Origin of the sequence: Bartonella sp. CR84HXZ, from assembly GCF_042194535.1 — a bacterium.
GTDB classification, from domain to species: Bacteria; Pseudomonadota; Alphaproteobacteria; order Rhizobiales; family Rhizobiaceae; genus Bartonella; species Bartonella grahamii.
Genome location: NZ_JBHIMY010000047.1, coordinates 1 through 3945, shown reverse-complemented (window position 1 = coordinate 3945; position 3945 = coordinate 1). Strand labels below are relative to the sequence as shown.

The window sequence follows — 3945 nt, the reverse complement described above, 5'->3', positions numbered from 1 at the left end:
AAATCCATATTTTTCTGCCATTTCTTTTAAAAAAGTAGAATTTGTCATCTTGATTTCCTACATTGCGCGCAATTCACCCGTGGCGTGAATCACGCTGGTGTTAAAAGACTGGTTTTGGGGTGTTAGAGTTTTGTCTTTACAGGTTGTACAATCCGATCAATTGGAATGCGTTTTATATATGCACAATGATCAGAATATAGCGTCAACAAGAAAGATTCATCTGAATTGGGTGGTATCATTTCAAATCTAGTGCATGCAAACGGTCTGAATTCGTATGAAAATGCAAAGCATTGCGATCCTATGAGTTCCATTGGCACGATATTCTCTTCACTTAAGAAGGCATCTATTTTGTCTTTAGAGATTATGGTATCTACATAGGGCTCGCCCTTATCTCCAGAGATCGTTATACAAAGTTCACCTGGATTGTGGGTATTTCTCACAACTAACTGCGAACACAAAGTAGGTTTAATTTCATATCTATACATAATAATTATCTTCTCTCGCTCGTTGTGATAATACTGCCTCCACGAACCTCTGAATCTCCGTAAATGTGTGCGTTACCATACACTTCTGCATTGCAATGAACACTTGCATTTTCGTAAACATGTGCTTTTCCAAAAATACGACCACCATATATTTTTGCGTTATGATGAATTGTTGCATTTTCATAAATATTTGCAAAATAACAAACTTTTGAGTTATCAAATACCTTGGCATTGTTGTAAACTTTTGCACCGCTATAAACCATGGCATCATCATAAACCCAACAGTCTCCTTCATGACTTAAGTTGCTCTCACCTTCTATAAAGCCGCCTAGGTCACCTTTCTTGATTTTTCCGAAGCTTCTCAATGAACGTATGCGGTGGAGAGTTCTGCCATCAAACTCAATTGTTTCATCAGTAAGTTCATATTTTTTTTCCATTATTTTACTCCTTTAAGTTAGACTCTGCCTTTGTCGTTCTTGCAAAAGAACGGCATTGCATTGTGTGGTGAATTTTTTGAAAAGGTGGCGTCTTTTAAAAACGCCTTTAGCTTTTAAAGCACATCACAAGGACGCAAACGGTGTTGTTTTTCGTAAGAACCATACATTGCATCATCATATTCGCGCTGTTTTATATCATCTAAAAAAAAACCGTATGCTGAACTATGCGTAACAAAGTCGTGAGGAATGTTTCCGTTGAAACACTGCTCTTCACATTCTTTAAGATAGAATTCGGCAATATCTTCAGAGATGTCTTCGCAACGATTAGTCGTTGGTTCAATACGCAAAATTTGGACAGCATTATCGGCTTGGTCGATAAAATTGATAATGTCCTTTTCTTCAAAGAAAGTTCCATATTTAGCGAGATTTTGCTCTTCATTTTCGCACATCACTAAGAGAATTTCATCAGAATTTATAAACACTGGTTTCTTCACAAATGCCTCCATAGAGCCTATTGGCAAAAGTTATTTTCTAAGATATGGGAGATAAATATATGCAAAAAGTGCAAGTGTCAACATAAAAATGTAAAAAGTGCATATTTATGTTAGGTATGTTTTTTTTAAAAGTGCACTATCCACAATTTATGGAGATACAAAATGCAAATAGCGGAACAAGATTCTAATCTTTTAAAAGGGTTTTCTCAGAAAGAAAAGGAAACTATAACTTATCTTTTGATTGCCTTAAAAACTCAATATATAAAATCACAGACTTCTTGTTTTCTTCAGAAAGATCACGATAAAAATTCATAAATTCTTGATCAACATCATTGAAGAAATTGGGGGGGGGCTCGTTAAAAAACTCAGCTATTTTAACTAATTCCCCAATACTTATGCTTCTTGATTTTCCATTTTTGTAAGGATTAATCATTCTGCTTATAGTGGATTGATGGATTCCCAAGTAGGCGGCTAGTTCTATTTGAGCACCGTGTCCGCGCTCGTCTAATTTTTTTTCTAGCCATTGTTGGATACTTTTTTCAATATTGCTACTCATAATTTAAATATTATCCCTAAAAATACGTAAAATGCAAAAATGTGAAAGGTGCATTTTTTGTTGACATATGTAAAAAGTGCAATTATTTATTGCGCTGTTATGGAGATTACATATGCCTTCGAGATTAATTATAAAATATTTAGGTGGTTTCAAAACTGTAGCAACCATAGTGCAAAGAGATGTGTCATCTGTTTATAGATGGCGTGACATGCCAGCAAAACACCAGCAAAAAATTTTAGATTACGCACGTGAGCATGGGATAGATTTGCGTCCAGAAGATTTTTTTTATCCCGAGCGCTTGCAGAGATTAATGCAAGAGCAACACCCCCCAATTACGAAAATTTGCAAAAGTTCCAGCGTTGATAGCGCGCGTGAGACTTTGCAGCCTTAAGGAGATAAAGATGGCTGTAGAAAAGAAATATGAATTCACGGATGAGACACGTGTTTTTGGTAATCACACACTTCATCGTATTAAAGCCTTAAGAGATTTTGGAGATGTGAAGGCTGGAGAGATTGGGGGGTATATCGAAAAAGAGAGCAACTTAAGTCATCATGGTGAATGTTGGGTTGCTCCGAAGGCTTGTGTTTTTGATAATGCCAAGGTTTATGAAAATGCATGGGTTTTTAATGGAGCCAACGTTTATGGAAACGCCCGTGTTTATGGCAATGCCCGTGTTGGTATAGATGCTTTTATTTATGGAGATAGCTATGTTTATGGCAATGCCCATATTTATGGCAGAGCTAGAGTTTATGAAAATGCTCGTGTTAGTGGGCATGCGCATGTTAGTGACCATGCCCGTGTTTATGGCAATGCCAAGGTTTGTGGCTATGTCTGTGTTAGTAATGATGCTTCGGTTTATGGCAATGCGCATGTGTATGGGAATGCTAAGGTTTGTGAAAATGCTCGTGTTTACGGAAATGCCAAGGTTTGTGGATATACCAAGGTTTGTGGCTATGGAGAGGTTAGCGATAACGACGAAGTTTACATACGTAAACACGTTTCATATAGCACAAACGAAGCGCATAAGGATGATGCTGGTAAGCCTCGTATAGAGCTTATACCGCCGTTGGCACTGCTTGAAATCGGTAAAGTTTTAGAGTTTGGGGCAAAGAAGTACGGAGCAAACAATTGGCGTAATGGCATGCACTGGAGCAGGTTACACGGTGCTGCTTTACGTCATTTATTAGCATGGTTTGGTGGAGAGCATAAGGATGCTGAGAGTGATTTATCACACTTGGCACATGCGGCTTGTTGCATTCTTTTTTTAATGGAATGCGAAGCACAACAGATTGGTCATGATGACCGCCCTCATAAAAATTAAAGGAGATAAAGATGAGTTCGAATGAAATTTTATGGATAGCAGTGGTTTCAGTTTTGCTCTTAAGCGGAGTGATGTTTCGTATTGCATTGCATTATCGCAACCAAGTTAAAGCACTTAAAGAGCAGGTTCAAGATCTTAAGAAAGAAATGAGAGAGAATGAGTTTAGGTATTTAAAGGAAAGCAAGCAGACAATTGATCAATGTGATGCGGATCTTGAACAATGCGACAAGCTAATTGAAGAACGTGACGAGGAAATTGAAGAACTTAAGCAAAAGATAGATGCGTACCGAGAAGAGTTTAAACGGAAAAGTGAAAAGATACAGGCACTAAAAGCAGATGTTCAATCACGCGACGAGGAAGTTGAAAGACTAACACAAAAGCTTAAGCCGCGTGATGAAGCAGTAAAAGCGCCGCCTCATAAGAGTAAAAAGAGTAAGAAGAAGGGTAAGTGAGGAGAGAAAGATGAGTTTAGTAGCAATTGTTATTTCCTTAATTGCGAATGTGATTTCGTTTTATGCTGTTCATGACTCTTCTAAAAGAGTGCGAAGGCTTAGAAAAGAGCTAGCTGAAAAAAATGAGTTAATAGCGTCACAAAAAGCGTTGATGGAAGGACAGCTAGCAGAAAATGAAGAGAAAATACAACATTTACAA

General features: G+C 37.6%; 6 protein-coding genes and 2 pseudogenes. 5 read left to right on the top strand and 3 right to left on the bottom strand.

Features of this window, described 5'->3' with window-relative positions:
* Positions 1-490: 490 nt before the first annotated feature.
* The 3 genes from ACFIKD_RS08990 to ACFIKD_RS08980 all read right to left on the bottom strand — a co-directional run bounded on the left by ACFIKD_RS08990 (position 491) and on the right by ACFIKD_RS08980 (position 1972).
* Positions 491-922 (bottom strand): hypothetical protein, encoded by a 432-nt coding sequence (locus ACFIKD_RS08990; protein WP_252619730.1) that lies wholly within the window; start codon positions 920-922, stop codon positions 491-493.
* A 113-nt stretch (positions 923-1035) separates the two neighbouring features.
* The gene (locus tag ACFIKD_RS08985; RefSeq protein ID WP_375647830.1) at positions 1036-1416 is read right to left on the bottom strand and encodes a hypothetical protein; all 381 of its coding nucleotides are present in this window, start codon (positions 1414-1416) and stop codon (positions 1036-1038) included.
* A gap of 223 nt (positions 1417-1639) precedes the next feature.
* Complete coding sequence (locus tag ACFIKD_RS08980) at positions 1640-1972, bottom strand: helix-turn-helix domain-containing protein (protein WP_375612684.1); 333 nt, start codon at positions 1970-1972, stop codon at positions 1640-1642.
* A 112-nt stretch (positions 1973-2084) separates the two neighbouring features.
* Between ACFIKD_RS08980 and ACFIKD_RS08975 the strand changes: the two genes are divergently transcribed.
* The 5 genes and pseudogenes from ACFIKD_RS08975 to ACFIKD_RS08955 form a co-directional block, all read left to right on the top strand.
* On the top strand, positions 2085-2363 hold the full coding sequence (locus ACFIKD_RS08975; protein WP_375647829.1) for a hypothetical protein: 279 nt from the start codon (positions 2085-2087) through the stop codon (positions 2361-2363).
* Positions 2364-2373: 10 nt separating this feature from the next.
* Positions 2374-2745: pseudogene (locus ACFIKD_RS08970) on the top strand (hypothetical protein); the annotation flags it as partial.
* A 213-nt stretch (positions 2746-2958) separates the two neighbouring features.
* Positions 2959-3294 (top strand): dATP/dGTP diphosphohydrolase domain-containing protein, encoded by a 336-nt coding sequence (locus tag ACFIKD_RS08965; protein ID WP_375635830.1) that lies wholly within the window; start codon positions 2959-2961, stop codon positions 3292-3294.
* An 11-nt stretch (positions 3295-3305) separates the two neighbouring features.
* Positions 3306-3746 (top strand): hypothetical protein, encoded by a 441-nt coding sequence (locus ACFIKD_RS08960; protein ID WP_375647827.1) that lies wholly within the window; start codon positions 3306-3308, stop codon positions 3744-3746.
* A 10-nt stretch (positions 3747-3756) separates the two neighbouring features.
* Positions 3757-3945: pseudogene (locus ACFIKD_RS08955) on the top strand (hypothetical protein); the annotation flags it as partial.

Bases quoted from the DNA above. Each gene is read 5' to 3' on its own strand.
- ACFIKD_RS08990 (WP_252619730.1), bottom strand. From the start codon at position 922: ATGGAAAAAAAATATGAACTTACTGATGAAACAATTGAGTTTGATGGC.
- ACFIKD_RS08980 (WP_375612684.1), bottom strand. From the start codon at position 1,972: ATGAGTAGCAATATTGAAAAAAGTATCCAACAATGGCTAGAAAAAAAA.
- ACFIKD_RS08975 (WP_375647829.1), top strand. From the start codon at position 2,085: ATGCCTTCGAGATTAATTATAAAATATTTAGGTGGTTTCAAAACTGTA.
- ACFIKD_RS08960 (WP_375647827.1), top strand. From the start codon at position 3,306: ATGAGTTCGAATGAAATTTTATGGATAGCAGTGGTTTCAGTTTTGCTC.